Below are 26,960 nucleotides of genomic sequence, written 5' to 3'. Positions count from 1 at the left end.
TTGATCGAGCAACGGGGGCAGCCTTTAGATGAAGACTGACGTAGTGGTCCTGGGCGCCGGTATCGTCGGCATTTCCACTGCCATCCATCTCGCCCGCCGCGGCAAGTCGGTGGTGCTGCTCGACCGTCGCGGCCCCGGCGAGGAAACCTCCTACGGCAATGCCGGCCTGATCCAGCGCGAGGGCGTCTTTCCCTATGGTTTCCCGCATGATTTCGGCGCGCTCTTTCGCTACGCGCTCAACAACACCATCGACGCCCATTACCATTTCCGCGCCCTTCCGGGCCTGGTGCCGTTCCTGGCACGCTACTGGTGGCACTCCGGTTTCACCCAACACCGGCGCATCGCCCAGCTCTATGCACCGCTGATCGAGCATTCGATCAGCGAACACCAGGATCTGATCGAGGCGTCCGGTGCCGGCGACCTCATCCGCAAGGATGGCTGGATGAAGGTGTTCCGCACCGAGAAGGAGCGCGACGCCGCGTACAAGGAAGCGGAAAAGCTCTCGGCCGGCTTCGGCGTCAACCACCAGAAGCTTTCGACCAGCGAGTTGAAGACGCTGGAACCGTCGATCAAGGCGGATCTCGTCGGTGGCCTGCGCTGGAGTGATCCCTGGTCGATCCGCGATCCGCACAGCCTCAACAAGGCCTATCTCGCTTATTTCCAGTCGCTCGGCGGCCGGCTCATTTCCGGCGATGCGGCGACGACCGAACACGTGCTCGAAGGTCCCGGCTGGCGTGTCGCCACCCCGGAAGGGCCGCTGGAGACGCGCGAAGTCGTCGTGGCGCTCGGCCCCTGGGCCGATACGGTGACCCGCAAGCTCGGTTACCATTTCCCGCTGGCCGTGAAGCGCGGCTACCACATGCACTATGGCACGCAGGAGGGCGCGCAGCTCAACAACTGGGTGCTCGATGCCGAGAAGGGCTATTTCCTGGCGCCGATGCTGCGCGGCATCCGTTTGACGACCGGCGCGGAATTTGCCTGGCGCGACGCGCCGAAGACGCCGGTGCAGCTGACGCGGGCCGAGCGGGTGGCGCGCGAGTTTTTCCCGCTGGCCGAACGCCGTGACGAAGAACCGTGGATGGGCGCGCGTCCCTGCACGCCGGACATGATGCCGCTGATCGGCAAGGCGCCGCGTCACGAGGGCCTGTGGTTTGCCTTCGGCCACGCCCATCACGGCATGACGCTCGGGCCGGTCACCGGCCGGGCGCTGGCGGAAGCCATGACCGGTGAAAAGACGGTCATCGACATCGCGCCCTACCGGCCGGAGCGCTTCCTGGCCTGACGGGTCCGAAGCCACAGCATCACGAAGTAGGAAAAGGCCGGAAGCTGGTTTCCGGCCTTTTTCTTTGGCTGATCAGGCGTTGGTGCCGCCGTCGATGGTGAATTCGGCGCCCGTGACGCTGCGGCCGTCAGGCCCCGCCAGCCAGGCGACGACGCCTGCCACGTCGCTGGCCTCGTTGAAGCGGGGGATCGCCATCAGTCCGCGTTGTGGGCCGGCATGGTCGCCGTTGGCCGGGTTCATGTCCGTGTCGGTCGAGCCCGGATGGACGATGTTGACGGTGATGCCCTTCGGCCCGAGATCGCGTGCCACCGCCTTTGTGAAGCCGATCAGCGCGCTCTTGCTCAGCACATACAGGCTCATGCCCGGCCATGGGACGCGGGCGGCAAGGTTGCTGCCGATCGTGATGACGCGTCCGCCATCCGGCATGTGCGCTGCCGCGGCGCGCGTGGCAAGGAACACCGCCTTCACATTGACGTCGATCGTCCGGTCGAAATCCTCCGCGGTTACCTCGTCCACCGTCCCGGCATCGAAGATGCCGGCATTGTTGACGAGAATGTCGATGCGACCGTGCTTCTCCGCAACCGACTTGACGGCAGCCTCGACCGCACCCGGATCGCGGTTGTCTGCCCGGATTGCCAGCGCGCTGCCGCCACCCCGCTTGATCTCCGCCACGAGCGCCTCGGCCTTTTCTTTCGACTGGCTGTAGGTCACCGCCACCGTTGCGCCGTCGCTCGCCAAGCGTTTTGCGATTGCAGCACCGATGCCGCGGCTGCCGCCCGTTACCAGGGCCACCTTGTCTTTCAAACTCGTCACTGGCTTCTCCAAATCTGTAGTGATCGATACATATAAAAGAGGGCGACTTGCCATCCGCTGTCAAGCGATTTATGTATTGATCGATATAAAAAGGGATCTGCCAGGATGAGCCGCGGGCGGCCACGCAGTTTTTCGAGGGACGAGGCGCTTGCAAGCGCCATGCAGCTCTTCTGGGACAAGGGCTATGACAATACCTCGCTTTCGGACCTGACCCGGGTCATGGGATTGAACCCACCGAGCATCTATGCGGCCTTCGGCAGCAAGGCGCAGCTCTTCATCGAGGCTGTGGATCTTTACGGCCGAACCGACGGTGCCGGCATCTGGGATGAACTGGAGGCGGTTCCGACCGCAAAGGCGGCGGTGCACGACCTGCTGAGACGCACGGCGGTGAATTTTACCCAGCGGGGCGAGCCGAGAGGCTGCATGGTGGTTCTTTCCGCGCCGCAGATGGCAGGTGGAGATGCGGAGGTTTGCGACGCTCTGAAGCTGTGTCGGCTTGAGAAGCAGGTGGCTCTGGAGCGACGCTTCGAGCGCGCCGTCGACGAGGGCGACATGCCCGTTGGCGTCGATTGTGCGGCAATTGCCGCCTACGTCGCCTCGCTGCAGCACGGCATGTCGATCCAGGCACGCGATGGCGCCACGCGGGAAGCCCTGCTTTCGATCGCCGACTGCGCTGCAGCCGGCTGGGACGCGATGATTTCCGCAAACACCCGGCCGCACTGACCGACGACGTTGGACGGACACACCCGTTCCGTCATTCGGCCTCAGCGCTTTCGTTCCAGTCAACGACGACGCGAAGGCCGGAGATCAAAACCTCCGGCCCACCATTTTCCGCTAACTCGTTCGCTTACGGTGCCGGCTGCGTCATCTCGGGTGTCGTGCCAGGGGTCGAGTTCGGGGTGGCGCCCTGTGTTTCAGGGGCCTGCGTTCCCTGTTGCGGCGTCGCTTCCGGTGCCGGCTGGGTCATCGTTCCGCCGGCGGGAGCCGTGCCCGTATCGGTCGGCGGTGTCGCCTGGCCCGTCGTTCCGGTTGCCGGCTGGTCGGTGGTCGCCGGCGGCGCTGTCGTGTTGGCGGTGTCGCGGCTGAGTTCGGCCGGCAGCCAGGCGATCAGCGCCAGCACCAGGCCGGCGAGCAGGATGATGACGATCGGCCAGCTGCTGCGGCCGGAGCGGGGCGGGGGCGGCACGTCGCTCATCTGCGTTGGTGTCTGCGGCAGCGGCTGCCCGGTCACCGGATCGATCACGGGCTTGTCCTTGAATTCCTCGTGCTGGTTCATTGTGTGCATCCTTTTCTTGGCGTCCTCCTGGCCTTGATGCGACTGCTCCTGAACCTTCCCGGCAGTCGTGGCACCGGATTTCGCGCCGTCGCGATTGCGCGACAAGGGCGCCCGGAGGGCGCGTGGCATAGGCATAAACGTATGAGGATTTGCAATGTTCCGGACGCTGCAACCGGAGGGAAGCCTGAGCGCCGCTGCCGGCTTTACAGCCCCGTCTTCCGCTGCAAGAAATAGGCGTTCACGGGAGGATGGAAGGCATGATGGATCCGGCATTTCGCACTGGTACCTTTGTCGGCCGGGTCTGGCGGCCGGACGTGGCCGGGCCGTCGCTTGTCGTTCTGCGCGACGGCGCACTCTGCGACATCACCAGCAAGGCGGCGCCGACCATGCGCGACCTGCTCGAGCTCTTGGATCCGGTTCACCATGCCCGCACCGCACCGGGTGAGCGTCTGGGCGCGCTCGAGGAATTCCTCGCGCGAAAACCGGACCCGGCGCATGCCCACCTGATCGCGCCCTCGGACCTCCAGGCGGTAAAGGCCTGCGGTGTCACTTTCGCGCGCTCGATGATCGAGCGCGTCATCGAGGAACGGGCGGCGGGTGATGCGTCGCGCGCCGAAGCCATCCGCGCCCGCGTCACCGCCGTCATCGGCGACAGTCTGCGAAACCTGAAGCCTGGTTCGTCCGAGGCGGCCCGCGTCAAGGCAGCCCTCATCGAAGAGGGCGTCTGGTCGCAATATCTGGAGGTCGGCATCGGCCCCGACGCGGAGGTCTTCACCAAGGCGCAGGTCCTCTCGGGGGTCGGCCCGGGCGCGGATGTCGGCCTGCACCCGGCCTCGCGCTGGAACAACCCTGAGCCGGAAATCGTGCTTGCGGTTTCCTCGAGCGGCCAGGTGAGGGGTGCCACCCTCGGCAATGACGTCAACCTGCGCGACATCGAGGGGCGCTCGGCGCTGCTTCTCGGCAAGGCCAAGGACAACAACGCCTCCTGCGCCATCGGCCCCTTCATCCGGCTCTTCGACGAAAGCTACACCATCGACGATGTCCGCCGGGCGGAACTCAGCCTCCTAGTCGAAGGCGAGGACGGCTACCGCCTGACCGGCCGCAGTTCCATGGCCGAGATCAGCCGCGATCCGCTCGACCTCGTCGCCCAGACGATCGGTCCGCATCACCAGTATCCCGATGGCCTGATGCTGTTCATGGGCACGCTCTTCGCCCCCGTGGAAGACCGCGAAGAGCCCGGCCAGGGCTTCACCCACAAGCGCGGCGACGTGGTGACGATCGCCAACGCCGAACTCGGATCGCTGACCAACACGGTCAAGCTATCGACGGAGTGCGCGCCCTGGAGCTTTGGCGCCGCGTCGCTGATGCGCAATCTTGCTGGGCGGGGACTGCTGTAAGCAGAAAGCCCACGATCGAGCGCGCCCGCTCGGCCGGATAGCTATGTCATGTTGCGCATGATCCAGAGCGACCGGCCCGCATGCGCGATGTCAGCGACGGACTGAAGGCGCGCGTCTTCCTTCAGTCGTTCCGCTTCAGCGCTGTCGATACGAAGAATCCGCCGATCGGTCTCGTTTGCGTTCGGCGTTATCCACCAGCGCTGTCCTTCCCGGCACAGCCCGGCTTCCGGGTGTTCCTGGAAGTACTCGATCGCATATGCCGCATCCGCTTTTGTCTCGAGCATCGGCCTGTCTCCGCCTGATCGATTGTGGGCGGCGAAGAGTATGCGCCTCCGGAAGAGGTCTGAATATCCACAAACTCGGAAACTGCAGTGTTTAGGGGCGTGTTACAGCTGATTTCGCCGCGGGAAGCGCGCCGTTGCCGTTGGGTAACGGCAGCCACGCCCAGACGAGTCGCTCGCCGAGTTCGGCCGTCTGGTTCGTCGGGCGAAACATTGCATTAGCGAGCATCCGTCACACGTGAGCGTTTCGCATGTCATTGATATTTTATTGAATTGTCGGTGAAAGTTGGCTGGGGAACCTGGATTCGAACCAGGACTAACGGAGTCAGAGTCCGTGGGTCTACCGTTAACCTATTCCCCAAAGCCGCCGTCGGAGCGAAGCCCGTCGGTGTGGTTGGCGGGCTTATAAACAAATCGGCGGCTGATGCAAATACCTTTTGCAAAAAAAATCGCGCATGAAGTGAAGATCGCAGCCATCAGGGGTGACTGCAACAGGGGACCACATGCTTAACCCGCTGTGTTTGCTGGGTTCGGGCGCCCGACGCCTTTGTTGTGCACAAGCCGGTTCTCAAAAAAAGTTTGGCGAATGGGGGTTGCGCTGGTACAGTCGCGCCAACGAAAAATCGAGAGAGCGCCTTGAGCGGCCGTAAGGCCTTGCGCGGCGCCATGGTTGAAACAAGTGAAAGACCCCGATCACGGCGATAAGCCGTCCGAATCCGGGGCGTCGGCAGCAGGCCGCGGTGATGGATCGAAGCTCGGTCCGCGCAACGGCAAGGGCAAGCGCAAACGACGTAAGTCGTCTGCTTCGCCGTCTGCAATTGCCAGCCAGTCCGGCCCAGCCGGTTTGGCAGGGCGTCCCGCAGGAGAGAACGAAACGGAGCCGGCGCGCAAGCGCAAGCGGCGGCGTCGTTCGAAATCAGCAAAACAGCAGGCTCAGGCCGGATCCGCCTCGCAAAACAGCGGCGTCCAGGTCGTCGATGCGTCGCTTGGCGAACGCAAGGGCCACAAGCGCAGCAAGAAGGCCAAGCACCGCCGCGGGCTGCAGGGGCGCCCGCTGACGAGCGGCGAGCGCCAGCCGGCGCCACAGCGTGGCGCCGATGGCGGCGGCAATGCGCGGCAGGCTTCTGCTTCCGGCGGCGGTCATGCGGGCGCGCAGTCGCGGCCGGGCACTCGCGGTGAACAACCGCGTGCACCCTATGTTGCCGCCGGCGAACCTCCTGCGCCGCTCTATGCCGCGCTTGATCTCGGCACCAACAATTGCCGCCTGCTGATCGCGCAGCCGACCCGTCCCGGCCAGTTCCGTGTGGTCGATGCCTTCTCGCGCATCGTGCGTCTCGGCGAAGGGCTCGGTGCCAGCGGCCGGCTGTCGGACGAGGCGATGGAGCGCGCCGTCGAGGCGCTGAAGATCTGCGCGTCGAAGCTCGGCGCCCGTACCATCCGCCGCAGCCGCCTGATTGCGACGGAGGCTGCCCGCGCCGCCGAAAACGGTGAAAGCTTCCTTCAGCGGGTTGCGAGCGAAACCGGTCTCGATCTCGAAATCATCAACCGCGAAACCGAGGCACGGCTTGCCGTTTCCGGCTGCTCGTCGCTGGTCGACCGCGAGACGCGCTCGGTCGTGCTCTTCGATATCGGCGGCGGCTCGTCCGAGATCGCCGTCATCCGCATCGGTGATTCGCGCTCGAACCGGCTCGCCAACCACATCACCCACTGGACCTCGCTGCCGGTCGGCGTCGTCACGCTTTCGGAGCGCCATGGCGGCCAGCACGTGACGCCGGCAAGCTTCGAGGCGATGGTGCAGGAAGTCGAAGGCATGCTTTCCCGCTTCGACAGCCCGCCCGTCGAAGCTCTGGCGAACGGCACGTCCGGCAGCGGTTTCCACCTGATCGGCACGTCCGGCACGGTGACGACGCTTGCCGGCGTGCATCTCGATCTGCCGCGCTATGATCGCCGTCGCGTCGATGGACTGTGGCTGACGGACGATGAGGTCTCGGCCATGCAGGCAAGGCTTCTGTCCTGGGATTTTGACGCACGCGCCGCCAATCCCTGCATCGGCCCGGATCGCGCCGATCTGGTGCTTGCCGGCTGCGCCATCCTCGAAGCGATCCGCCGGCGCTGGCCGTCGACCCGCATGCGCGTCGCCGATCGCGGCCTGCGCGAAGGCCTGCTCACCGATATGATGGCGGACGACGGCGCCTGGCGCCGCTCTCGGCCGCGCCGCCACCAGCGCGGCTCCAATGCCTCCGGCAGCCACGAAGGAAACAAACCATGACGAAACCTCCTGTCGGCGGCAACCGCAGCGGCCGCAAGCTTGGCCAGAAGGTTAAGAAGGGCAAGCTCAAGGCATCCTCCCGCCGCTGGATCGAGCGCCACATCAACGACCCCTATGTGCAGCGGGCGCAGCTCGAGGGCTACCGCGCCCGTGCGGCCTTCAAGCTGCTGGAGATCGACGAGAAGCACAAGATCCTGAACGGCGCGCGCCGCATCATCGACTTGGGCGCTGCGCCCGGCAGTTGGTCGCAGATCGCCGCCAAGGTCACCAATTCGACCGATGCCGATCCGCGCGTCGCCGCGATCGACTTCCTGGAGGTGGACCCGATCCCGGGCGTGCGCATCCTGCAGATGGATTTCCTCGACCCCGAGGCGCCGGCGAAACTGAAGGAAGCGATCGGCGGAACGCCGGATCTCGTTATCTCCGACATGGCGGCGCCGACGACCGGCCACCGCCAGACCGACCACTTGCGCACCATGCATCTGTGCGAGGTCGCGGCCTATTTCGCCGTCGACGTGCTGGGCAAGGGCGGACATTTCCTGGCAAAGACCTTCCAGGGCGGCACCGAGCGCGAGCTGCTCAACATGCTCAAGCAGAATTTCCGTCAGGTCATCCATGTGAAGCCGGCCTCCTCGCGCGCCGAATCGGTCGAGATGTTCCTGCTAGCCAAGGACTTCAAGGGACGTCAGCAGACCGCCAGCGAAACGGAAACCGAAGACGAAGCGGCCGAATAGCATGCTGCTCTACGTCACGGTCGGCAGCAACGATCTGACACGCGCCGGTGCGTTCTACGATGCGGTGTTGCCGGCGCTTGGGTTTCACAGGCAACGCCAGGACGAGACCGAGATCGGCTATGGTGCTGAGGGTGACCGCATCCGCTTCTGGGTGGTGACGCCCTTCGACCGCGCGCCCGCCACCTATGGCAATGGCGTGAGCATCGCGCTTGAAGCCGGGACGCGCGCCGCCGTCGATGCTTTTCATGCGGCAGCCCTTGCCAATGGCGGTACGGACGAGGGCGCACCGGGCCTGCGCCCGTTTCACGCAAATTTTTACGGCGCCTGGGTGCGCGATCACGACGGCAACAAGATTGCCGCGGTCTGCGAGCGGCCGGAGTAACCGCCTCGCGGCGCGCCGACTTTCCAGAAATCTCCTGATCATGAAGGCAGGGCCGCGCGATGGCCCGGGCTGGCTTGTGCCGATCGGCCGCACCCCTGATCGCCCTGTAAAACCCGGTTCCCCCTAAAGACTGTGCATCGTGGTTAATCGGCCATTAACTAGTTGAGTGCAACTCTGGTGTTACTCTCTGGTCCATTAGGACCTCCTAAGGTTTTAGTTCCGCCGAGCGCTGGCTGCCGATCGACGATTGGCGACGGGTCGAGCACGTGCTCGGTTGGCCTGCATGTGGAAGTACCTGTATGTCGATGATTTCGCTTGCCGTTCGGCTCAGAAGCCGCGCGCATTTTTCTGTAAAGAGGAATGGTGCCGGCAAGCCGGGGGTCATCATCGGCACCAGCGCCGGCCGTAGGAACCAGGCGCGGCAGCGCGTGGGGATCCTGATCGCCGGCTTTGCCGTCGTCTTCCTCGTGGTCGGCGGACGGCTGGTTCAATATGGCCTGTCGGCGCCGGCCGACACCGCATCGATCGGTGGCAGCGGTCATGTCATTGCCTCTCGCCCGGATATCGTCGACCGCAACGGACATCTGCTGGCGACCGATCTCAATACGATGTCGCTCTATGCGAAGCCGCGCAAGATCGTCGATGCCGACGAGGTCGTCGAGAAGCTCGCGACGGTCATCCCCAATCTCGATTGGCGCGATACGCACCGCAAGCTCCAGTCCGGTTCGGCCTTCCAGTGGCTGCGGCGACAGCTCACCCCGAAGCAGCAGTCAGATATTCTGGCGCTCGGCATTCCCGGCATCGGTTTCCGGCCGGAAAAGCGCCGTTTCTATCCCGGCGGCGTAACGGCGTCGCACATCCTCGGCCACGTCAACGTCGACAACCAGGGCCTGGCAGGGATCGAACGTTACCTAGACCAGCAGGGTTTTGCCGATCTGCGGGCGGCGGGCCTCACCAGCAACGCCGCGCTTGAGCCGGTTCGGCTGTCGATCGATCTGCGCGTGCAGAACATCGTGCGCGAGGTGGTGGCCAACGCGATGACGGCCTATGAGGCCGAAGCCGCGGGTGCGGTGGTGCTCGATGCCGACACCGGCGAAGTGCTCGCCATGGCATCGGTGCCCGACTACGACCCGAACGAGCCTTCCCGAATGTTGCCCGGCGGCGGTGTCGACAAGGAATACGAGAAGGGCTGGTTCAACCGCATGAGCAATGCCACGTTCGAGATGGGCTCGACGTTCAAGAGCTTCACGCTGGCGATGGGCCTGGATGCGGGCAAGGTCAATCTGAATTCGGTCGTCGACGCGTCGCGGCCGATCCGCATGGGCGGCTTCACCATCAAGGATTTCAAGGGCAAGAACCGTCCGCTGTCGATCCCGGAAGTGTTCCAGTATTCGTCTAACATCGGCACGGCCGCTGTCGCCGATATGGTCGGGATCGAAGCACACCAGCAGTTCCTGACGAAGCTCGGATTGCTGTCGAAGATGGAAACCGAAATGCCGGGCGTGGCAACGCCCACCCAGCCGCGTACCTGGAAGAAGATCAACTCGGTAACGATATCCTTCGGCCATGGCGTGGCGACGACGCCGCTGCAGACGGCGGTTGCGGCCGCCGCCCTGATGAACGGCGGGCACCTGATCCCGCCGACATTCCTGCCGCGCTCGCCAGAAGACACGCAGCTCGTCGCCCAGAGGGTGATCAAGGAATCGACCAGCGCCGACATGCGCTTCCTCTACAACTGGAATGGCGTCAAGGGTTCCGGCAGGCGGGCACAGGTGGAAGGCTTCCATGTCGGCGGCAAGACCGGCACGGCCGACAAGGTCATCAATGGCAAGTATGCCAAGGACCTGAACTTCAACGGGTTCCTGGCGGCGTTCCCGATGGACAAGCCCAAATACATCGTTCTTTCGATCATCGATGCGCCACGAACCGGCGAAAATGGCGGGCGAACGGCGGCGGCCAATGCCGCCCCAATGGTCAAGGCCATCATCGGCCGCGCGGCACCGCTTCTGGGCGTGAAGCCCCGCTTTGGCGACGTGGGAGCCGAGCAGGTGCTGGCCGACTATTAGGCGACGCGAGAACCGCCTTCTTGAGGCAGCTGGGCTCCCCCCGTGTCGTGATCAGATACGCAAGGGACCCTGTAACCCTTTGATTTTCTGCATGCCGTCGTCCTTAACGAGGACGGTTTAAGGCGACATGCAGCAGCCGTTCGCAAAACCGCCGCCTTGTTCGCCGCCGGCGCATGTGTCGGGCGGCTTATTTCCCCGCAGCCGTTTCGATCTCGCGCGCCGGCAGCCGGTGGCCCGATACGGACGAACCCGCGTTCTTCGCCATGGTGAGGAACGGGATCGCCGCGATCAGGTTGGCGGCGGCGATGATCATAAAGGCGGTATGGAAATCGTCGAGCTGCAGCGGGCCGCCGCTGAGCTTCGTCTCGATTTCGAGGATCGCACCGGCGACGGCGACGCCGAGTGCCAGGCTGATCTGCTGCAGCACTGCGCTCATCGAGGTCGCCTTGCTGGCGTCCGCATCGTCGATATCGGCAAAGGACAACGCGTTGACGCTGGTGAAGAAGAACGAACGCGCAAAGCCGGCGATCAGGAGGATCGTGATCAGCACCAGATAGGGCGTCTCCGGCGTGAAGAAGCCGTTGGCGAAGGTGGTGATCGCCGCAATGATCGCGGCGATGATCAGCGTCGTGCGGAAGCCGGCAAAGGCGAGAACGCGCCGCGCATAGAACTTGGTGGTAATGGCGCCGACCGCGCCGATGAAGGTGATCATGCCCGATTGAAACGGGTTGAGGCCGAAGCCGACCTGCAGCATCAGCGGCATCAGGAAGGGAACGGCGCCGACCGAGATGCGGAAGATCGTGCCGCCGATCGAAGCGGCCCGAAAGGCGCTGTCCTTGAAGAGCTTGAGGTCGAGGACTGGGGCCGGATGGCGCCGCGCATGGCGGATGTAGAGCAGCGCCGAAAAGAGGCCGATCAACACCGAGGCGATGCCGATGACCGGGGGCAGGGCCGGCAGGCTGATCACCGACAGGCCGAAGACGATGCCGGAGGCAGCGACGCCGCCGAGCAGGAAGCCGAGCACGTCGACCGGCGGCGGATCGAGCGGCTCCATCTTCGGCAGGTAGATGCCCGACAGGATGTAGCCGGCGATGCCGACCGGCACGTTGATCAGGAAGATCCAGTGCCAGGAAAAATAGGTGGTGATGAAGCCGCCGAGCGGCGGCCCGGCAAGCGGACCGACGAGTGCCGGGATCGTCAGCAGTGCCATCGCCGACACCAGTTCGCTGCGCGGCGTGCCGCGCACCAGCACGAGCCGGGCGACCGGCGTCATCATCGCGCCGCCCATGCCCTGCAGGAAGCGGGAGAAGACGAAGGCGAGAAGGCTGTTCGAAATGGCGCAGAAGATCGATCCGGCAATGAAGACCAGGATCGCCGCGCGAAAGATCTTCTTGGCGCCGAAGCGGTCGGCCATCCAGCCGCTCAAGGGGATGAAGATCGCCAGTGCCACCATATAGGCGGTCAGCGCCAGCTTCAGCGTAATCGGCCCGACGCCGATGTCGCGGGCGATTGCCGGCAACGACGTGGAAATCACGGTCGAGTCCATCTGCTCCATGAAAAGAGCGACGGCGAGGATCATCGGGACGATACGGTTCATGAAACGATGCTTCGGACGGTCAGCGATAAGCAGAAGCTAATAATACCGGTCATGGCTTTTGTCGGGGCAAAACCGGTGATTGCGGATCAAAAGCCTGTGATCCCGACTGGCCTTTGCTGTCAAGACGCTAGTTCTGGCCGGGTAGCCGCCGATGGCAACGGATCCAACAGAAAGCGAAAACGAACCATGAGTGAAATGTCGATGAAGCGCAGGACCTTGATGGGAGCGGGAACGCTCGGCGTGCTCGCAGCGCCCTCGCTGATGACGGGCATTGCAGTCGCTCAGGAAAAATCGGAAAACACCGGAATGAAAGCCAGCCCTCCGACAAGAATGCTCAAGCTTGGCGCGTTCAAGATCGTTGTCGCCAACGACGGCACGCGCGTCAGCGACAAGCCGCACGAGACCTACGGCACCAACCAGCCGCAAGAGGCCGTGGCCGAACTGCTGCAGCAGAACTTCCTGCCGACGGATGCGCTGCTCAACAGCTATTCGCCGGTCCTGGTCGATACTGGATCGGATCTCGTGCTCTTCGATACCGGCATGGGCGAGGGCGGTCGGGACGCCGGGGCGGGCCGTCTGCTCGACGGGATCCGCGCTGCCGGCTATGCGCCCGAACAGGTCTCGGTCGTCGTGGTCACCCATATGCATGGCGACCACATCGGCGGCCTGATGGAGGCCGGGAAGCCGGCCTTCGCCAATGCCCGCTATGTGATGGGCGAGGTCGAATACGCCTTCTGGAAGGATCCGGCACGTGCCGGCACGCCGGCCGAAAACGGCCATAAGGCGGTGCTGGAAAAAGTCGTGCCGCTTGCGGAGAAGACCACCTTCATCGGCGACGGCGCCGCGGTCGTGCCCGGCATTTCGGCGATTGCCGCCTTCGGCCATTCCCCGGGGCACATGGTGTTCCGGCTGGATTCCGACGGCAAGGGCCTGATGCTGACTGCCGATACCGCCAACCATTATGTGTTGTCGCTGCAGCGGCCGGACTGGGAGGTGCGTTTCGACATGGACAAGGCGAAGGCGGCAGAGACGCGTCGCCGGGTGTTCGACATGATCGCCAGCGAACGGCTGCCGTTCATCGGCTACCACATGCCGTTCCCGGCGGTCGGTTTCGTCGAGAAGCAGGGCGAGGGCTACCGTTTCGTGCCCGCAAGCTATCAGCTCGACATCTGATCGGCTTTCGCGCCTCTTTGCGCGGAAATGCTGCTCTGCAACAAATATCGGCCGAAGGCGGGACATTTCCCGGCTTTGGCTATTTTCATCCTGACATATCCGTGTTACGAGCCCTCGCCAACTTCCAAGACACGCTTTGAAGTCGCCCGGTGGACAAATCGCAGCCCGTCCCCGGGGATTTTCGCTATTTGAAGGGAATTGGCCATGGCGCGCATCATCGAAACGGCAACCGGTCTGGAGGCTTTGACCTTCGACGACGTCCTGCTCCTGCCGGGACATTCCGAAGTTATGCCCGGTCAGACCAACATCGCGACTACCATTGCCCAGGACATTGACCTCAACCTGCCGATCCTGTCGTCGGCCATGGACACGGTGACCGAAGGTCGCCTCGCCATCGCCATGGCACAGGCCGGCGGCATCGGCGTCATCCACCGCAACCTGACACCGGCCGAGCAGGCCGAAGAGGTTCGCCAGGTCAAGAAGTTCGAAAGCGGCATGGTCGTCAATCCGGTGACCATCGGCCCCGACGCCAAGCTTGCCGATGCGCTCGGCCTTATGAAGCAGCATGGCATTTCCGGCATTCCGGTCGTTGAAAATGGCGGCGCCGGTGGCCAGAAGCAGGGTCGCCTCGTCGGTATCCTCACCAACCGCGACGTCCGCTTCGCTTCGGATCCAAACCAGAAGATCCACGAACTCATGACCCATGAGAACCTGGTCACGGTCAAGGAAAGCGTCGACCAGCAGGAAGCCAAGCGCCTGCTGCACGCCCATCGCATCGAAAAGCTGCTTGTCGTCGATGGCGACGGCCGTTGCGTCGGTCTCATCACCGTCAAGGACATCGAGAAGGCGCAGCTGAACCCGAACGCCTCCAAGGATGCGCAGGGCCGCCTTCGCGCCGCCGCTGCCATCTCCGTCGGCGATGACGGCTTCGAGCGCGCCGAGCGACTGATCGATGCCGGCGTCGACCTCATCGTCGTCGACACCGCCCATGGTCACTCGCAGCGCGTTCTCGACGCGGTCGCCCGCGTCAAGAAGCTCTCGAACTCGGTTCGTATCATGGCTGGCAACGTCGCGACGGCCTCCGGCACCAAGGCGCTGATCGATGCCGGTGCGGATGCGGTCAAGGTCGGTATCGGCCCGGGCTCGATCTGCACCACGCGCATCGTCGCTGGTGTCGGCGTGCCGCAGCTCGCTGCGATCATGGGCGCCGTCGAAGCCGCTCAGGCGGCAGGCATTCCCGTTATCGCCGATGGCGGCATCAAGTTCTCCGGCGACCTCGCCAAGGCGATCGCTGCCGGTGCTTCGGCCGTCATGATCGGCTCGCTGCTTGCCGGCACCGATGAAAGCCCGGGCGAAGTGTTCCTCTACCAGGGCCGTTCCTTCAAGGCCTACCGCGGCATGGGCTCCGTCGGCGCCATGGCGCGCGGCTCGGCAGACCGCTACTTCCAGGCGGAAGTACGCGACACGCTGAAGCTGGTTCCGGAAGGCATCGAGGGCCAGGTTCCCTACAAGGGTCCGGTCGCAGGCGTCCTGCATCAACTCGCGGGCGGCCTCAAGGCCTCCATGGGCTATGTCGGTGGCCCGACGATCAAGGAATATCAGGAGCGCGCCCAGTTCGTGCGTATCTCCGGTGCTGGTCTGCGCGAAAGCCACGCCCATGACGTGACGATCACCCGCGAAAGCCCGAACTATCCGGGCGCGCACTGATTGCGATTGCATTCGAAGGGCGCCGCGGCATCGCGCGGCGCCCTTCGCTTTTTCAGAGTAAGCGTGTTTGAGGGAGTAACGTAATGACGGGTTTCGAGATTTTCTGGCCGATCGTGGCGCATGTCTTCCTCGTCTTCTGCCTCTACGCTCTTCTCTCCGTCCGCCGCATGGGCCTGGTGCGCGCCGGCAAGGCGAATGCCGGTCAGTTTCGCGAGAACCGCGACGAGCCGGGCGAAAGCCTGGTGGTCAAGAACAGCATCGCCAACCAGTTCGAACTGCCGGTTCTCTTCTACGTCTGCTGCGTGCTGCTCTACATCACCGAGGCTGACAACATCGTCTCGCTCGCGCTTGCCTGGCTCTTCGTCGCCCTGCGTTATGTGCACGCCTTCGTGCATGTCACCAGCAACCGCCTGCGCTATCGCCGCCCGCTGTTCATGGGCGGCTGCGCAACGCTGTTTGCGATGTGGGTGTGGCTCGCCGTCTGGATGGCGATGAGCTGATCCGGATAGGCCAACCGGCATTCTGACGCAGATCTGAGACAGTCTGCGCCTTCATCTTCCCGTCTTGATGCGTATCAATTACCCGGCACCGCTTTTGCGCGTAGTCTCTCCGCCGTTGGGCAACAACGCATCGGAGGACGAGATGACCGCAACGATGAAAGCCGCCGTGGTGCGCGAATTCGGCAAGCCGCTGGTAATCGAGGCTATGCCGATCCCTGAGCCCGGCCCCGGCCAGGTGCTGATCAAATACGAAGCGACGGGCGTCTGCCATACGGACCTGCACGCTGCCAACGGTGATTGGCCGGTGAAGCCGAAGCCGCCGTTCATTCCGGGCCACGAAGGTGTGGGCTACGTTGCCCGGCTTGGTCAGGGCGTCGCGCGCCTGAAGGAAGGCGACCGTGTCGGCGTGCCGTGGCTGCACACCGCCTGCGGCGGCTGCACGCCCTGCCGCACCGGCTGGGAAACACTGTGCGGCAGCCAGCAGAATACCGGCTATTCCGTCAACGGCACCTTTGCCCAATACGGCCTTGCCGATCCGGATTACGTCGGGCGCCTGCCGGCAAAGCTCGAGTTCGGAGCCGCAGCACCGATCCTCTGCGCCGGCGTTACGGTCTACAAGGGCCTGAAGGAAACAGAGGTGCGCCCCGGCGAATGGGCGCTGATCTCCGGCATCGGCGGCCTCGGCCACATGGCGGTGCAATATGCCAGGGCGATGGGCATGCACGTCGCCGCCGTCGACATCTTCCCGGACAAGCTGGAGCTCGCCAGAAAACTCGGTGCCGATCTTGTCGTCGACGCGCGCGAGAAGGACGCGGTCGAGCAGGTGCAAAAGGCAACCGGCGGCGTGCACGGTGCGCTGGTGACGGCTGTCGCACCCAAGGCGATGGAGCAGGCCTTCAACATGCTGCGCTCCAAGGGAACCATGGCGCTGGTCGGCCTGCCGCCCGGCCAGATGTGCGTGCCGATCTTCGATACGGTGCTGAAGCGCATCACCATCCGCGGCTCGATCGTCGGTACGCGGCAGGATCTCGAGGAATCGCTGGAGTTCGCAGGCGAAGGCAAGGTTGCCTCGCACTTCACCTGGGACAAGATCGAGAACATCAACGCCATCTTCAAGCGTATGGAAGAGGGCAAGATCGACGGCCGCATCGTGCTCGATCTTAACGGCTGAGATCCGTTCACGACCGGTAACGCAAGTTTGTATGTTCCAGACCGCCCGCCGACCTATTCTGTCGCGGGCGGTTCTGTCTGCCGCCGCGGGAGATATGAACCGGAGGAGGCTGGCATGCAGGAACCGAAGATCACGCAGGCGATGATCGACGCCTATGACGAGTACACGCATCTGACCCTCGATCGCCGTCGTTTTATGGAAAAACTGACTGGCCTTGCCGGCTCCGCGGCCGCGGCTGCGGCGATCGCGCCGCTGCTGGCGGCCAATGGCGCAAAGGCGGAGATCGTGGCTGCAAACGATACCCGGGTGACCGGCGAGGACATCACTTATCCTGGCGCTGGCGGCGACATGAAGGGTTACCTCGTTCGCCCGGCAGAGGTGAGCGGCAAGCTGCCGGCGGTCATCGTCATCCATGAGAACCGCGGGCTGAACCCGCATATCCGCGACGTCGCGCGGCGGATGGCGCTCGAAGGCTTCCTGGCGCTGGCGCCCGACTTCCTGTCGCCGGCGGGCGGCACGCCGACGGACGAGGATAAGGCGCGCGAGATGATCGGCGCACTCGATGCGGCGGCAACGACCGCGAATGCGGCAGCGACCGTGGCGTTTCTGGAAGGACATGCGCAATCGACCGGCAAGGTCGGCGCCATCGGCTTCTGCTGGGGCGGCGGGCTCGTCAATCGTCTCGCCGTCGGCTCCCCGGATCTGAAGGCAGGCGTTGCCTATTACGGCGCGCAGCCCAAGGCCGAGGACGTGCCGAAGATCAAGGCGGCGCTGTTGCTGCACTATGCAGGCCTCGACGAGCGCATCAACGCCGGCATCGAGGCCTACCAGAAAGCGCTCAAGGACAACGGCAAGGACGCGACGATCTATGTCTATGACGGCGTCAACCACGCCTTCAACAACGACACTTCTGCCGCGAGGTATGACAAGGCCGCAGCCGATCTCGCCTGGAGCCGGACGGTCGAATTCCTGAAGACCAAGCTCGCCTGAGCATCGCTAGGTCAGGCGGCTGCCGCCTGGAGAATGTGGTCGGCGCAGCCGCTGATCGCCGCTGCGAGCGCTTCCATGTCGCGCTCGCGCGGGCTGCTGCGCCGCCAGATAAGCCCGATCTCACGCGCCGGTTCAGGGGCGGCGAAGGGAACGATGCGGATGGAATTGCGGGCTGCCTCGGTCGCGATCGCGATCTCCGGGATGAGCGTCATGCCCATGCCGTTGGCGACCATCTGCAGGAGCGTCGTCATCGAGGTCGCGCCGAAGGAGACGAGGCGTCGCTTGCCCGCGGTGCTGCAGACGGCGAGCGCCTGGTCGCGCAGACAATGGCCCTCTTCGAGCAGCAGCAGCTGTTCGACATCCACCTGGTCTTCGGTCAGCGGCGACATGAGGATATTTCGCTCGTCGTCCGCCATCGCCATGAAGAAGCGGTCGGAAAAGAGCGGCTTCGTCGAAAGCCCGTCGGTCTCGATCGGCAAGGCGGCGACGACGGCATCGAGCAGGCCTTCTCCGAGATCGGCCACCAGTCTCGATGTCACCGATTCCTTCAGTTCGATCTCGATGGCCGGGTAGACCTGGCGCAGGTGCGGCACCAGCCGCGGCACGAGATAGGGGGCAAGCGTCGGGATGACGCCGATGCGGATCCGCCCTTCGAGCGTGCCGGAACTGGTGCGCGCGCTCAGTTCCAGCTGATCCACTTCGGCGAGGATGGCGCGGGTGCGGGCCAGCACCTCTTCGCCCTTGCGGGTGAGGAAGACGCCGCTGCGGCTGCGTTCCACCAGCTTCACGCCCAGGTGGTTTTCCATTTCCATGATCTGGGCGGAGAGCGCCGGCTGGCTGACATGGACGAGTTCGGCGGCCTTGCCGAAGTGGCGAGCGGAGGCAAGCGCCTCGAAGTAGCGCATCTGTCTGAGTGTAAGCATGATAGGAAAATCTTATCGATTTTTAATTTTTATGCAATTGGAGATTATCAAAGCGCTGTGGGAAAACCCCCTTGCCAGAGCGTTCGGGCTTTGATCGTCGCCGCAACCTGCGGCTGGCAGTCGCCGTGACTGCCGTCGGTCCTGTGTGACCACCCGGACGCGAAACCCTTTGACAGGAGGACGCGATGTCTGATCGACCCATATTGACGACGAGTGCCGGAGCCCCGGTGCCGGACAACCAGAATTCGTTGACGGCCGGCCCGCGCGGCGGCGTCATGATGCAGGACTATCAGCTTATCGAAAAGCTGTCGCATCAAAACCGCGAGCGCATTCCCGAGCGCGCCGTGCATGCCAAGGGCTGGGGCGCCTACGGTACGCTGAAGATCACCGGCGACATCTCGAAATACACCAAGGCCAAGGTTCTGCAGCCGGGTGCCGAGACGCCGATGCTGGCGCGGTTCTCGACCGTTGCCGGTGAACTCGGCGCCGCCGATGCCGAACGCGACGTGCGCGGCTTTGCGCTGAAATTCTATACGCCCGAGGGCAATTGGGACCTCGTCGGCAACAACACGCCGATCTTCTTCGTCCGCGATGCCTACAAGTTCCCGGACTTCATCCACACCCAGAAGCGTCATCCGAAGACCAACCTGCGCTCGGCGACCGCCATGTGGGATTTCTGGTCGTTGTCGCCGGAAAGCCTGCACCAGGTCACGATCCTGATGTCCGACCGCGGATGTCCGGTCTCGCCGCTGCACATGAACGGCTACGGCTCGCACACCTTCTCGCTCTGGAACGATGCCGGCGAGCGCTATTGGGTCAAGTTCCACTTCAAGACCCAGCACGGCCACAAGCACTACACCAATGCCGAGGCGGCTGATGTGATCGGCCGGACGCGCGAAAGCTACCAGGAAGCGCTCTATGGCGCGATCGAGGAGGGCAATTATCCGCGCTGGACGCTTCAGGTGCAGGTCATGCCCGAGCTCGAGGCGGAAAAGACCCCCTACAATCCCTTCGACGTCACCAAGGTTTGGCCGCATGCGGACTATCCGCCGATCGAGGTCGGCGTGCTGGAGCTCAACCGCAATCCGGAGAACTATTTTGCCGAGGTCGAGAACGCCGCCTTCTCGCCGTCCAATATCGTGCCCGGCATCGGCTTCTCGCCGGACAAGATGCTGCAGGCGCGGCTGTTCTCCTATGCCGACGCCCACCGCTACCGGCTCGGCACGCACTACGAGCACATTCCGGTCAACCGGCCGAAATGCCCGGTGCATCACTATCACCGCGATGGCCAGATGAACACGTTCGGCGGCATCCAGACCGGCAATTCCAACGCCTACTACGAGCCGAACTCGTTCAACGGTCCAGTCGAGCAGCCCTCCGCGATGGAGCCGCCGCTGCGCATCAGCGGCGACATGGCTCGCTTTGACCACCGAGAAGGCAACGACGACTACAGCCAGCCGCGCGCGCTGTTCAACCTGTTCGATGCCGGCCAGAAAGCGCGCCTGTTCTCCAACATCGCCGCGGCGATGCGCGGCGTGCCGGGCCTGATCGTCGAGCGCCAGCTTGCGCATTTCAAGCGCGCCCATCCGGACTATGAAGCCGGCGTGCGCGCGGCGCTTCACGCGGCTTATGGCTACGAAGCGGAGGCTGTCGGCGCCGCAGCCGAATAGACCGGTGGCGAGATCGGCCGCGTGCCGATCTCCGGATAAGAAAAAAGCCACGCACCGGCTTGGTGCGTGGCCTTTCCTGTCTCTGCGTTCCGCTCTTACCAGCCCGGCAGCATATGGCTCTGCCGGAGACGCGGATAACGCGGGAAGCCCTTGATATCGGCCTCGAGGTCGTCGTTGGCGCTGATCGGCGTGATGTTGTCGAGGCAGGCAGTGATGTGGTTGCTGATCGCGTTCGAAAGGGAGGGCGACAGGCCCGGCCGCTTCATGATGCCGATCTGGACCGGCGCGAGCGCCGGGAAGCCGTCGGCAAGCGTCAGCACCTTCATGCCCGGGCGCAGCGCCGATTCCGGCAGGACGGAGACCGCCATACCCGCAAGCACCGCGGCGGCGACGACCGTCGACGACCAGCTGGTGAACAGGATCTGGTATTCCCGGCCCGTTGCGTCGAGCGCGGCACAGGCCGCCTGGCGCCACAGACAGTCGCGCCGGCCGACAGCAAGCGGGATCGGCGCGTTTTCGGGCAGCGGATGGTTGATCGAGCTTACCCAGCAGAGCGGTTCGGTTCGCACCACGTCCGACGCGCGGGCGCGCGGATTGTGGGTGACGAGCGCGATGTCGAGGTCGCCCTTCGCCATCTTTTCGGCGAGGTCCACGGAGGGCTCGCAGACGATGTAGAGCTCGACATTCGGATGCGTCTTGGCAAACCGCATGATGATCTCGGGCATGTAGCGGTCGGCATAGTCGTCGGGCGTGCCGATCCGGAGCGTGCCTTCGAGGCGGTTGTCGTCGAAGGAGGCGATCGCCTCGTTGTTGAGGCGGATCATCCGGCGTGCGAAATTGAGCAGCCGGTCGCCTTCGACCGTCAGCCTGTTGCCGCGGCCGTCCTTCATGAACAGTGCCTTGCCGATGCGCTCTTCCAGGCGGCGCATCTGCATGGAAACGGCGGATTGAGTCTTGAAGACCCGGTCGGCCGCCTTGGTGAAGCTGCCCGTATCGGCGATCGCGACAAAGGTCTGGAGCTGATCGATATCAAGGGGTGCGGACATGGCCGTGATGCATCCATAAGATTGTTTGATGAATATCATTAAAAACATTCGTTGGACTGATCAATAAGGATTTGCGATCTATCGGAAGCAAATTCATCGATCCCCGGCCGGCAATTTCGCTGGCGAATCCCAAACTCTTCGGCCCGCCCCTGCGTTCGACCTCCCCGCAGGGGATGGGCCTCTTCGTGCCTGAAAGGAGAAATTGTCATGCGCACGACACAGCACGCCCTCGATCTCGACCTCGTTGCCGGAAAGCAGTCCTATGCCTCCCGCGCCGTCGGCGTGACAGGCATGCTCACGTCCGTATGGCAGCAACTCCGAAACCGCTATGCGATCGGCCGTCTGAAGGACCTGGATGACCGTCAGCTCCTCGACATGGGGCTGAAACGCGAAGATGTGCGCGAGGCGATCACCTCGCCCTTCTTCGACAATCCGGCCAGCTACCTGACCCGCGCGTCGCGAAACCGGGCGAGCCTCTTCTACAAAGGGGCCCGCCACGACTGAACGTCCCCCAATGGCGCATCCCGCCGCTTGAGATGTGCCAGTCGAGCATGATCCGCGAAAGCCTGCCGCCGCCGCGGGTCATGCTGCGAATTTCAGAGTTTCGGCGCTGCTGACCTCAAGGGTCGCGTGCCCAAACGTTCCCCGCAGGGTAGAGCCAATAGACCCTGCCGCTTGGCCCGGTGCATGACCAAGACATGTACCGGGCCTTTTTCTTTCCGAAGCTATTCGAGACAACGCGCTGAAGCCCGCACATGCAGGTGATCGCTGCGTCCGATGGAGGCGCGGGATGTCTTTCGTCGGGGAGGGTGGCCTCAGCCCTTTGTGCCGGGGCCGGTCTTGTAGAGGTCGAACAGCGCCTCGACGTTCTTCTGGTATTCCTTCTGCATCTCCAGCCCGGTGTCGAACATGCTGTTCATCACCTGGGAGAATTGGGCCAGCGCCGGATTGTCGGGTGCCGGCTTCTGCCCGCCGGCAGCACCGGCCTGCATCATGTCCTGAAATGCCTTGACGAAGGGGTTGTCTGCAAAGACGTCAGCTGTCTTCGGCTTCTCTTCCTTCTTCGGAGCCATGCCGAAGAAGCCCTGCATCGCCTGGGTGAAGGGATTGTCGAACGGGTTCGGCTGCGGTTCCGGCTTCTTGGCGAAACCGGCCGCTTCCATCCATTGCCGCATCGCGGTCGCCATCGGATTGTTGGCAAAGGCATCGCCTGCGGCAGCAAACTGGCCGGTCGTCTGCTTGAACAGCCCGCCCATCAGCGTATCGGCCATGACAGGCAGCATCTGCTTGTAGATTTCCTGGCTGACACCGGTAACCTGGGCCGCCTGCGCGGCGATCGCGCGCGACATTTCCTTCGAGCCGAACAGTTGCCCGAGAACGCCGTTGCCGTCGGCCATGCCCTGCGGCGTAAAGGCCTGGCTCATGTCTTCGAAGTATTTGGCGTAGTTGCCGCTGCCAAGCGCGGTCAGCAGGGCGCCGAAGTCATAGGGGTTGGCGGTGTTGCGCTTGAAGGCGGCGGAGAAGGCCGGCAGCAGTGCCGCCGTCGCCTTCGTCATCTGCTCCTGGGCGATGCCGAACTGTTGCGCCATCAGCTCGATGGCCTTGCCGTTCTGCGCCTGCGCGAACATGTCGAAAAGCGGTGCCATCCCAGTTCCCCTTTATGGACGCGCGGCGCTCTAAGCGACGCATATCCTTGCACTATAACGGGAAATCGGGGCCTGGGAACCGCTTTTTGAAGGGGCGCGACAGGCGTCGCGCGCCCGTGTGGGCCTTAGTACTGGTATTCGGCGAAAACCGGATCGACGGAGCCGTTCCAGCGACCATTGTAGAGCGCCAAAAGGTCTTCCGCGAGCGTCGCCTTCTTGGCCAGCACCTCGTCGAGCGGCGCGAGGAACTGGCTTTCGTCGATACCGTCGCCGTTCAGCCGGTTGCGGCGCTTCAGGCCGCCACGCGAAATGGCGATGACCTCGCGCGCGACGTCGTAGAGCGTGCCGGTACGGAACTTGGCGGCAAGCGCCTGCGCCGGCACGGCGTTGCGCATGGCGCTCACCTCTTCGAACGTCCAGTCACGCGTCAGCGCCTCGGCGGCGTCGAGTGCTTCGCCGTCGTAGAGCAGGCCGACCCAGAAGGCCGGCAGCGCGCAGATCCGCCGCCACGGGCCGCCATCGGCGCCGCGCATTTCGAGGAAGCGCTTCAGGCGCACGTCGGGGAACAGCGTCGACAGATGGTTGGTCCAGTCGCCCATGTTCGGCTGCCAGTCGGCGACCTCGCCCTTGAGCGCGCCGCCCATGAACTGGCGGAAGGTGATGTGGGTGCAATCGTGGTAGTGGCCGTCGCGCACGACGAAGTACATGGGCACGTGGAGCGCCCACTCCACGTAGTCGGCAAAGCCGAAATCCGGGCGGAAGGCGGACGGAAGCAGGCCGGCGCGCTGGTTGTCGGTGTCGCGCCAGATGTCGCCGCGCCAGGAGAGCAGACCGTTCGGCTTGCCATCGGTAAAGGGCGAGCTGGCAAACAGCGCCGTCGAGAGCGGCTGCAGCTTCAACGACACCTGCATCTTGCGGCGCATGTCCTCTTCCGAGGAGAAGTCGAGGTTCACCTGGATGGTGCAGGTGCGGTACATCATGTCGAGGCCCTTTGTGCCAACCTTGGGCATGTAGCGGCTCATGATGCCGTAGCGCGATTTCGGCATGCGCGGCGTTTCTTCGAAGGTCCACTTGGGGCTGCCGCCGATGCCAAGGAAACGGATGCCGAGCGGCTCGGCGACTTCGCGCAGGACCGCCAGATGCTGGTTCGATTCCTTGCAGGTTTGGTGCAGGTTTTCGAGCGGCGCGCCGGAAAGCTCGAACTGTCCACCCGGTTCCAGCGAGATCGCGCCGTTGCCCGATTGCTCGGCAAGGCCGATGATGTTGCCTTCGTCGATGATCGGTTCCCAGCCGCTTTTCGCCGCCATGCCGTTCAGAAGCGCCTGGATGCTGGCCTCGCCGAAATAGGGGACAGGGCTGTTGTCCGCCTTAAAGAAGGCGAACTTTTCGTGCTCGGTGCCGATCCGGAACCGCTCCTCCGGTTTCGAACCTTCGGCCAGGTAGGCGGTCAGGTCAGCGACAGAGGTTACCGGCGTCTGGTCGGTGGTATCTCGGGCCATGAGCGTCTTCTTTTGTTTGGGCGGCTCCCGCAGGTTAGCGGGAGATGATGGAGGCTGCTTGAACCGTTATCAGGTGCGGTGCAAGTCAATTTCTTTCAAGATCTCATCAAAAAAACTAGGACATTTGCTTGCTCTGGAGCAAGCACCGCGGAAATGGGGTTTGTTGACCCAACTCTGCCTTGTCGCAGTGATCGCCTTCTTCTAGGGGAGCGAGCGGCGTCCGATTTGCTTGGCAGCGACCGGCTATCGCCAGTCGCCGACAGTGGTCTGGATGACCGCCATGGCGGCGACCGCTGCCGTGTCGGCCCTGAGTATGCGGGGGCCGAGCGGAATTGCGGTGACGAAATCGAGGCTGTGCAACAGCGTACGCTCGGCTTCCGAGAAACCGCCTTCCGGGCCGATCAGCAGTGCGAGCTTCTCTTCCTTGATGCCGGAAAGGATCGGCAGCGGGTTCTGGCTGTCGCTGCCTTCGTCGCAGAAGATGATGCGCCGGTCGCTCGGCCAGGCGGCGAGCAGGTCTTCGAGCCGGCGCGGCTCTGCGACATCGGGAATGCCGAGCACGCCGCATTGCTCGGCGGCTTCGATGACATTGGCGCGAACGCGCTCGATGTTGCCGAGCTTGCCCTGCACGTGCTGCGTCATGACCGGCTGCAAGGTGCCGGCGCCCATTTCGACAGCCTTCTGCACGAGATAGTCGAGCCGCCCGACCTTGAGCGGGGCAAAGAGGTAGACGAGGTCGCACGGCTTAGGCTGCGGACGCGTCTGCTCGACGGGGGTGAGCACCAGCCGCTTCTTGGCTGCGAAGGAAAGCTCGGCCCGCCACTCGCCGTCGCGCCCGTTGAAGACCAGGATCGAGGCGCCCTCTTCGTAGCGCAGCACGTTCACCAGGTAGTTGAACTGCTCCTTGGTCGCCTCGTGCGCCGAGCCGGCGCTCAAGGAGTGTTCGACGAACAGTCGCTGCATGCGAAAATTGGCGCGCATCGAGAGGACCTTCAGGTGAAAATGCCGGAGAGGATGAAGTAAAGCACGGCCGACAGGGCCGCCGATGCCGGGACGGTGATGACCCAGGCGCCGATAATGGTGAGGAAATGCGAGCGGCGCACGAGCCGCCGGCGTCGGACTTCGGCGAAGTTCGTTTCGGCCGATTCCATGAAGTCGGCCTGTCCCGTTTTCTGCCGGACATACTCCAGGCGCCGCTTGGAATTGCGGATGTACCATTCGCGGAAGAAGCCGACGCCGAAAACGGCGCCGACGGCCGTGTGAGTCGAGCTGATCGGCAGGCCGAGCGCGGACGCCAGAAGCACGGTGACGGCGGTGGCAAGCGCGACGCAGAAGGCGCGCATCGGGTTGAGCTTGGTAATCTCCTGGCCGACGACGCGGATGAGCTTCGGGCCGTAGAGCAAAAGACCGATCGAAATGCCGAGCGCGCCGATCGCCAGTTCCCATAAGGGAGCAGGCGCTTTGTCCGTCGTGATCACGCCATCGAGCGCCGACACGATCGCCGACAGCGGCCCGATCGCGTTGGAAACGTCGTTGGCGCCATGCGCGAAGGAGAGCAGCGCGGCGGCCACGATCAATGGCAGGCGGAAGAGCCGGCGCAGCGACTGGTTGCGGTTGTCGAGCCCTTCCGATTGCCTGACGATCCAAGGCTTTGCCTGCAGATAGACCGCGAAACCCGCAACGAAGCCGGCGGCAAGGCCCACGGGCATGCTGATCGCGGCCACCTGAACCAGGGCGATCACCGCCAGATAGGCCGTGAAGCAGCCGGCGGTCACGCCGAGGATGACCGGCATCCATCGCCTGGCCGCGGCGATCTTGTCCTCGCGGTAGATGATGAATTCCTTGAGGAAGGCGAGGAAAGCGGCGGCGATCGCGCCGCCCAGAAGCGGCGAGACCGACCAGCTGAGCGTGATGCCGGCGAGCGACCACCATTGCACGCTGGAAAAGCCGGCGGCCGCGATGCCGGCACCGACGATGCCGCCGATGACCGAATGCGTGGTCGAAACCGGCGCTCCGGAATAGGTGGCGATGTTGATCCACACCGCCGAGGAGGCGAGGGCCGCCATCATGATCCAGACGATCGTCTGTGCGCCGAGCACGTCTTCGCCGTAGACGATGCCGGCCTCGATCGTCAGCGAGACCTGCCGCCCGGCAAGCAGAGCCCCGGCGATTTCGAAGATCGCGGCGATGGTGAGTGCCGTTGCCATCGACATCGCCTTGGCGCCGACGGCCGCGCCGACGTTGTTGGTCACGTCGTTGGCGCCGATGTTCATGGCCATGTAGCCGGCGATGGCGGCAGCCGCGATGATGATCGGCGCGGTTGCTGAACTCGTCACGAAGCTCGCGGCAAAGGCCATGCTCAACAGCAGGAACAGCCCGGCGAGCGCGGGCGCTGCCAGGCTGCGCTTGACATGCTGCGAGGCTTCTTCGGCAAGGCTGAACTTGTCGAGGTCTTTATCGATCGTCTGTTTTGCGAGGCGCGTGCGCGGCTTGGCCACTGCCGGAAACTCCATTGTCACAACGGCCACTAAGGCCACT

Annotated in this window: 24 protein-coding genes and 1 tRNA gene; 14 read left to right on the top strand and 11 right to left on the bottom strand. The window is 64.0% G+C overall.

Annotated elements, in window-relative coordinates; translation table 11 throughout:
• Positions 1–28: 28 nt before the first annotated feature.
• Complete coding sequence (locus tag ACIQUG_RS17115) at positions 29–1,282, top strand: NAD(P)/FAD-dependent oxidoreductase (RefSeq protein ID WP_402323290.1); 1,254 nt, start codon at positions 29–31, stop codon at positions 1,280–1,282.
• A gap of 72 nt (positions 1,283–1,354) precedes the next feature.
• Here ACIQUG_RS17115 and ACIQUG_RS17110 read toward each other — a convergent pair whose 3' ends face one another.
• Entirely contained in the window at positions 1,355–2,149 is a 795-nt protein-coding gene (locus ACIQUG_RS17110) for an SDR family NAD(P)-dependent oxidoreductase (RefSeq protein ID WP_402323289.1), read from the bottom strand.
• A gap of 51 nt (positions 2,150–2,200) precedes the next feature.
• On the opposite strand from ACIQUG_RS17110, the gene ACIQUG_RS17105 reads away from it, so the two are divergent.
• Positions 2,201–2,818, top strand: coding sequence for a TetR/AcrR family transcriptional regulator (locus ACIQUG_RS17105; RefSeq protein ID WP_402323288.1), 618 nt, complete (start codon positions 2,201–2,203; stop codon positions 2,816–2,818).
• A gap of 124 nt (positions 2,819–2,942) precedes the next feature.
• Here ACIQUG_RS17105 and ACIQUG_RS17100 read toward each other — a convergent pair whose 3' ends face one another.
• Positions 2,943–3,380, bottom strand: a complete 438-nt coding sequence (locus ACIQUG_RS17100) for a hypothetical protein (RefSeq protein ID WP_402323287.1) — start codon at positions 3,378–3,380, stop codon at positions 2,943–2,945.
• Between the two features lie 251 nt (positions 3,381–3,631).
• On the opposite strand from ACIQUG_RS17100, the gene ACIQUG_RS17095 reads away from it, so the two are divergent.
• Positions 3,632–4,768: a fumarylacetoacetate hydrolase family protein gene (locus ACIQUG_RS17095; RefSeq protein ID WP_402323737.1), complete on the top strand. Its 1,137-nt coding sequence runs from the start codon at positions 3,632–3,634 to the stop codon at positions 4,766–4,768.
• A gap of 41 nt (positions 4,769–4,809) precedes the next feature.
• On the opposite strand, the gene ACIQUG_RS17090 is transcribed toward ACIQUG_RS17095, so the two are convergent.
• Both ACIQUG_RS17090 and ACIQUG_RS17085 read right to left on the bottom strand, forming a co-directional pair.
• Positions 4,810–5,052, bottom strand: coding sequence for a hypothetical protein (locus ACIQUG_RS17090; RefSeq protein WP_402323286.1), 243 nt, complete (start codon positions 5,050–5,052; stop codon positions 4,810–4,812).
• A 284-nt stretch (positions 5,053–5,336) separates the two neighbouring features.
• Positions 5,337–5,410, bottom strand: a tRNA-Gln gene (locus ACIQUG_RS17085).
• Positions 5,411–5,728: 318 nt separating this feature from the next.
• Here ACIQUG_RS17085 and ACIQUG_RS17080 point away from each other — a divergent pair.
• From ACIQUG_RS17080 to ACIQUG_RS17065, 4 genes are all read left to right on the top strand, one after another.
• Positions 5,729–7,318: a Ppx/GppA phosphatase family protein gene (locus ACIQUG_RS17080; protein WP_402323736.1), complete on the top strand. Its 1,590-nt coding sequence runs from the start codon at positions 5,729–5,731 to the stop codon at positions 7,316–7,318.
• Positions 7,315–8,052, top strand: a complete 738-nt coding sequence (locus tag ACIQUG_RS17075) for an RlmE family RNA methyltransferase (protein WP_402323285.1) — start codon at positions 7,315–7,317, stop codon at positions 8,050–8,052. Before ACIQUG_RS17080 ends, ACIQUG_RS17075 begins: the two co-directional genes overlap by 4 nt.
• 1 nt (position 8,053) lies before the next feature.
• The gene (locus ACIQUG_RS17070) at positions 8,054–8,434 is read left to right on the top strand and encodes a VOC family protein (protein WP_402323284.1); all 381 of its coding nucleotides are present in this window, start codon (positions 8,054–8,056) and stop codon (positions 8,432–8,434) included.
• A gap of 299 nt (positions 8,435–8,733) precedes the next feature.
• Positions 8,734–10,500, top strand: a complete 1,767-nt coding sequence (locus ACIQUG_RS17065) for a peptidoglycan D,D-transpeptidase FtsI family protein (RefSeq protein ID WP_402323283.1) — start codon at positions 8,734–8,736, stop codon at positions 10,498–10,500.
• Between the two features lie 187 nt (positions 10,501–10,687).
• Here ACIQUG_RS17065 and ACIQUG_RS17060 read toward each other — a convergent pair whose 3' ends face one another.
• Positions 10,688–12,097: a DHA2 family efflux MFS transporter permease subunit gene (locus ACIQUG_RS17060; RefSeq protein WP_402323282.1), complete on the bottom strand. Its 1,410-nt coding sequence runs from the start codon at positions 12,095–12,097 to the stop codon at positions 10,688–10,690.
• 186 nt (positions 12,098–12,283) lie between these two features.
• Between ACIQUG_RS17060 and ACIQUG_RS17055 the strand changes: the two genes are divergently transcribed.
• The 5 genes from ACIQUG_RS17055 (at position 12,284) to ACIQUG_RS17035 (ending at position 17,638) form a co-directional block, all read left to right on the top strand.
• Positions 12,284–13,270, top strand: a complete 987-nt coding sequence (locus ACIQUG_RS17055) for an MBL fold metallo-hydrolase (RefSeq protein WP_402323281.1) — start codon at positions 12,284–12,286, stop codon at positions 13,268–13,270.
• Positions 13,271–13,474: 204 nt separating this feature from the next.
• The gene (gene guaB, locus ACIQUG_RS17050; protein WP_034800902.1) at positions 13,475–14,977 is read left to right on the top strand and encodes an IMP dehydrogenase; all 1,503 of its coding nucleotides are present in this window, start codon (positions 13,475–13,477) and stop codon (positions 14,975–14,977) included.
• An 83-nt stretch (positions 14,978–15,060) separates the two neighbouring features.
• The gene (locus ACIQUG_RS17045) at positions 15,061–15,477 is read left to right on the top strand and encodes an MAPEG family protein (protein WP_043618295.1); all 417 of its coding nucleotides are present in this window, start codon (positions 15,061–15,063) and stop codon (positions 15,475–15,477) included.
• Positions 15,478–15,619: 142 nt separating this feature from the next.
• On the top strand, positions 15,620–16,648 hold the full coding sequence (gene adhP / locus ACIQUG_RS17040; RefSeq protein WP_402323280.1) for an alcohol dehydrogenase AdhP: 1,029 nt from the start codon (positions 15,620–15,622) through the stop codon (positions 16,646–16,648).
• A 114-nt stretch (positions 16,649–16,762) separates the two neighbouring features.
• Complete coding sequence (locus ACIQUG_RS17035; RefSeq protein WP_192447729.1) at positions 16,763–17,638, top strand: dienelactone hydrolase family protein; 876 nt, start codon at positions 16,763–16,765, stop codon at positions 17,636–17,638.
• An 11-nt stretch (positions 17,639–17,649) separates the two neighbouring features.
• Here ACIQUG_RS17035 and ACIQUG_RS17030 read toward each other — a convergent pair whose 3' ends face one another.
• A complete protein-coding gene (locus ACIQUG_RS17030) occupies positions 17,650–18,561 on the bottom strand; it encodes a hydrogen peroxide-inducible genes activator (RefSeq protein WP_205237049.1) in 912 nt (303 codons plus the stop codon).
• A 185-nt stretch (positions 18,562–18,746) separates the two neighbouring features.
• Between ACIQUG_RS17030 and katA the strand changes: the two genes are divergently transcribed.
• Complete coding sequence (gene katA / locus ACIQUG_RS17025; RefSeq protein WP_402323279.1) at positions 18,747–20,231, top strand: catalase KatA; 1,485 nt, start codon at positions 18,747–18,749, stop codon at positions 20,229–20,231.
• A 95-nt stretch (positions 20,232–20,326) separates the two neighbouring features.
• Here katA and ACIQUG_RS17020 read toward each other — a convergent pair whose 3' ends face one another.
• Entirely contained in the window at positions 20,327–21,277 is a 951-nt protein-coding gene (locus tag ACIQUG_RS17020) for a LysR substrate-binding domain-containing protein (protein WP_043618309.1), read from the bottom strand.
• 207 nt (positions 21,278–21,484) lie between these two features.
• Here ACIQUG_RS17020 and ACIQUG_RS17015 point away from each other — a divergent pair, with 207 nt between their 5' ends.
• A complete protein-coding gene (locus ACIQUG_RS17015) occupies positions 21,485–21,781 on the top strand; it encodes a DUF1127 domain-containing protein (RefSeq protein ID WP_402323278.1) in 297 nt (98 codons plus the stop codon).
• Between the two features lie 311 nt (positions 21,782–22,092).
• On the opposite strand, the gene ACIQUG_RS17010 is transcribed toward ACIQUG_RS17015, so the two are convergent.
• The 4 genes from ACIQUG_RS17010 to ACIQUG_RS16995 form a co-directional block, all read right to left on the bottom strand.
• Positions 22,093–22,923, bottom strand: coding sequence for a DUF937 domain-containing protein (locus ACIQUG_RS17010; RefSeq protein ID WP_402323277.1), 831 nt, complete (start codon positions 22,921–22,923; stop codon positions 22,093–22,095).
• A 125-nt stretch (positions 22,924–23,048) separates the two neighbouring features.
• Entirely contained in the window at positions 23,049–24,422 is a 1,374-nt protein-coding gene (locus ACIQUG_RS17005) for a glutamate--cysteine ligase (protein ID WP_402323276.1), read from the bottom strand.
• Positions 24,423–24,665: 243 nt separating this feature from the next.
• The gene (locus ACIQUG_RS17000) at positions 24,666–25,403 is read right to left on the bottom strand and encodes a 16S rRNA (uracil(1498)-N(3))-methyltransferase (RefSeq protein WP_402323275.1); all 738 of its coding nucleotides are present in this window, start codon (positions 25,401–25,403) and stop codon (positions 24,666–24,668) included.
• Between the two features lie 11 nt (positions 25,404–25,414).
• On the bottom strand, positions 25,415–26,920 hold the full coding sequence (locus ACIQUG_RS16995) for an inorganic phosphate transporter (protein ID WP_402323274.1): 1,506 nt from the start codon (positions 26,918–26,920) through the stop codon (positions 25,415–25,417).
• Between the last annotated feature and the right edge of the window lie 40 nt (positions 26,921–26,960).

The sequence above is a fragment of the Ensifer sp. NPDC090286 genome (assembly GCF_044769565.1).
GTDB lineage: Bacteria > Pseudomonadota > Alphaproteobacteria > Rhizobiales > Rhizobiaceae > Ensifer.
Note: the sequence above shows the minus strand (reverse complement) of the source record. Positions and strands in the feature narration are given on the sequence as shown.

Coding starts and splice junctions, on each gene's coding strand:
- ACIQUG_RS17115 (WP_402323290.1), top strand. CDS start 29: ATGAAGACTGACGTAGTGGTCCTGGGCGCCGGTATCGTCGGCATTTCC.
- ACIQUG_RS17110 (WP_402323289.1), bottom strand. CDS start 2,149: ATGGCAAGTCGCCCTCTTTTATATGTATCGATCACTACAGATTTGGAG.
- ACIQUG_RS17105 (WP_402323288.1), top strand. CDS start 2,201: ATGAGCCGCGGGCGGCCACGCAGTTTTTCGAGGGACGAGGCGCTTGCA.
- ACIQUG_RS17100 (WP_402323287.1), bottom strand. CDS start 3,380: ATGCACACAATGAACCAGCACGAGGAATTCAAGGACAAGCCCGTGATC.
- ACIQUG_RS17095 (WP_402323737.1), top strand. CDS start 3,632: ATGGATCCGGCATTTCGCACTGGTACCTTTGTCGGCCGGGTCTGGCGG.
- ACIQUG_RS17090 (WP_402323286.1), bottom strand. CDS start 5,052: ATGCTCGAGACAAAAGCGGATGCGGCATATGCGATCGAGTACTTCCAG.
- ACIQUG_RS17075 (WP_402323285.1), top strand. CDS start 7,315: ATGACGAAACCTCCTGTCGGCGGCAACCGCAGCGGCCGCAAGCTTGGC.
- ACIQUG_RS17070 (WP_402323284.1), top strand. CDS start 8,054: ATGCTGCTCTACGTCACGGTCGGCAGCAACGATCTGACACGCGCCGGT.
- ACIQUG_RS17065 (WP_402323283.1), top strand. CDS start 8,734: ATGTCGATGATTTCGCTTGCCGTTCGGCTCAGAAGCCGCGCGCATTTT.
- ACIQUG_RS17060 (WP_402323282.1), bottom strand. CDS start 12,097: ATGAACCGTATCGTCCCGATGATCCTCGCCGTCGCTCTTTTCATGGAG.
- ACIQUG_RS17055 (WP_402323281.1), top strand. CDS start 12,284: ATGAGTGAAATGTCGATGAAGCGCAGGACCTTGATGGGAGCGGGAACG.
- guaB (WP_034800902.1), top strand. CDS start 13,475: ATGGCGCGCATCATCGAAACGGCAACCGGTCTGGAGGCTTTGACCTTC.
- ACIQUG_RS17045 (WP_043618295.1), top strand. CDS start 15,061: ATGACGGGTTTCGAGATTTTCTGGCCGATCGTGGCGCATGTCTTCCTC.
- adhP (WP_402323280.1), top strand. CDS start 15,620: ATGACCGCAACGATGAAAGCCGCCGTGGTGCGCGAATTCGGCAAGCCG.
- ACIQUG_RS17035 (WP_192447729.1), top strand. CDS start 16,763: ATGCAGGAACCGAAGATCACGCAGGCGATGATCGACGCCTATGACGAG.
- ACIQUG_RS17030 (WP_205237049.1), bottom strand. CDS start 18,561: ATGCTTACACTCAGACAGATGCGCTACTTCGAGGCGCTTGCCTCCGCT.
- katA (WP_402323279.1), top strand. CDS start 18,747: ATGTCTGATCGACCCATATTGACGACGAGTGCCGGAGCCCCGGTGCCG.
- ACIQUG_RS17020 (WP_043618309.1), bottom strand. CDS start 21,277: ATGTCCGCACCCCTTGATATCGATCAGCTCCAGACCTTTGTCGCGATC.
- ACIQUG_RS17015 (WP_402323278.1), top strand. CDS start 21,485: ATGCGCACGACACAGCACGCCCTCGATCTCGACCTCGTTGCCGGAAAG.
- ACIQUG_RS17010 (WP_402323277.1), bottom strand. CDS start 22,923: ATGGCACCGCTTTTCGACATGTTCGCGCAGGCGCAGAACGGCAAGGCC.
- ACIQUG_RS17005 (WP_402323276.1), bottom strand. CDS start 24,422: ATGGCCCGAGATACCACCGACCAGACGCCGGTAACCTCTGTCGCTGAC.
- ACIQUG_RS17000 (WP_402323275.1), bottom strand. CDS start 25,403: ATGCGCGCCAATTTTCGCATGCAGCGACTGTTCGTCGAACACTCCTTG.